1 protein-coding gene is annotated in these 474 nt (G+C 58.6%); it reads left to right on the forward strand.

The features are described from left to right. Positions 1-474: fumarate hydratase (locus EOB49_RS34700; protein ID WP_164781967.1), on the forward strand; the 474-nt coding region annotated here is incomplete at both ends.

Below are 474 nucleotides of genomic sequence, written 5' to 3' on the forward strand. Positions count from 1 at the left end.
ATCCCCTTCGGGCATCGATCGTTGCGGATCCCCTCGCTAGACGGGTCAACACCCGCGACAACACGCCGGCAGTTGTCCATGTCAACTTGGTGCAAGGTGACCAGATTGAGATCACTATCGCCGCAAAAGGCGGCGGGTCCGAGAACAAGGCACGTTTTACCACCCTTAATCCCAGCGCCTCCGTTTCCGACTGGGTGGTCAATACCGTTTCGACCCTGGGCAGCGGATGGTGTCCGCCTGGGCTGATCTCTGTTGGTATCGGTGGTAGCGCTGAAAAGGCGATGCTGCTGGCCAAGGAAGCCATGAACGAGCCCATCGATATGGCGGAACTAATCGCAAGGGGGGCGTCAAGCCCGGAAGAGGGACTGCGGATTGAGCTTTATGAGCGGATCAACGCGCTTGGCATCGGCGCCCAAGGGCTTGGTGGTCTGACGACAGTCGTTGACGTCAAGGTTGCGACCTATCCTACTCATG

This window comes from Mesorhizobium sp. M7A.F.Ca.MR.148.00.0.0 (genome assembly GCF_003997735.1).
In the GTDB taxonomy this organism is placed as follows: Bacteria; Pseudomonadota; Alphaproteobacteria; order Rhizobiales; family Rhizobiaceae; genus Mesorhizobium.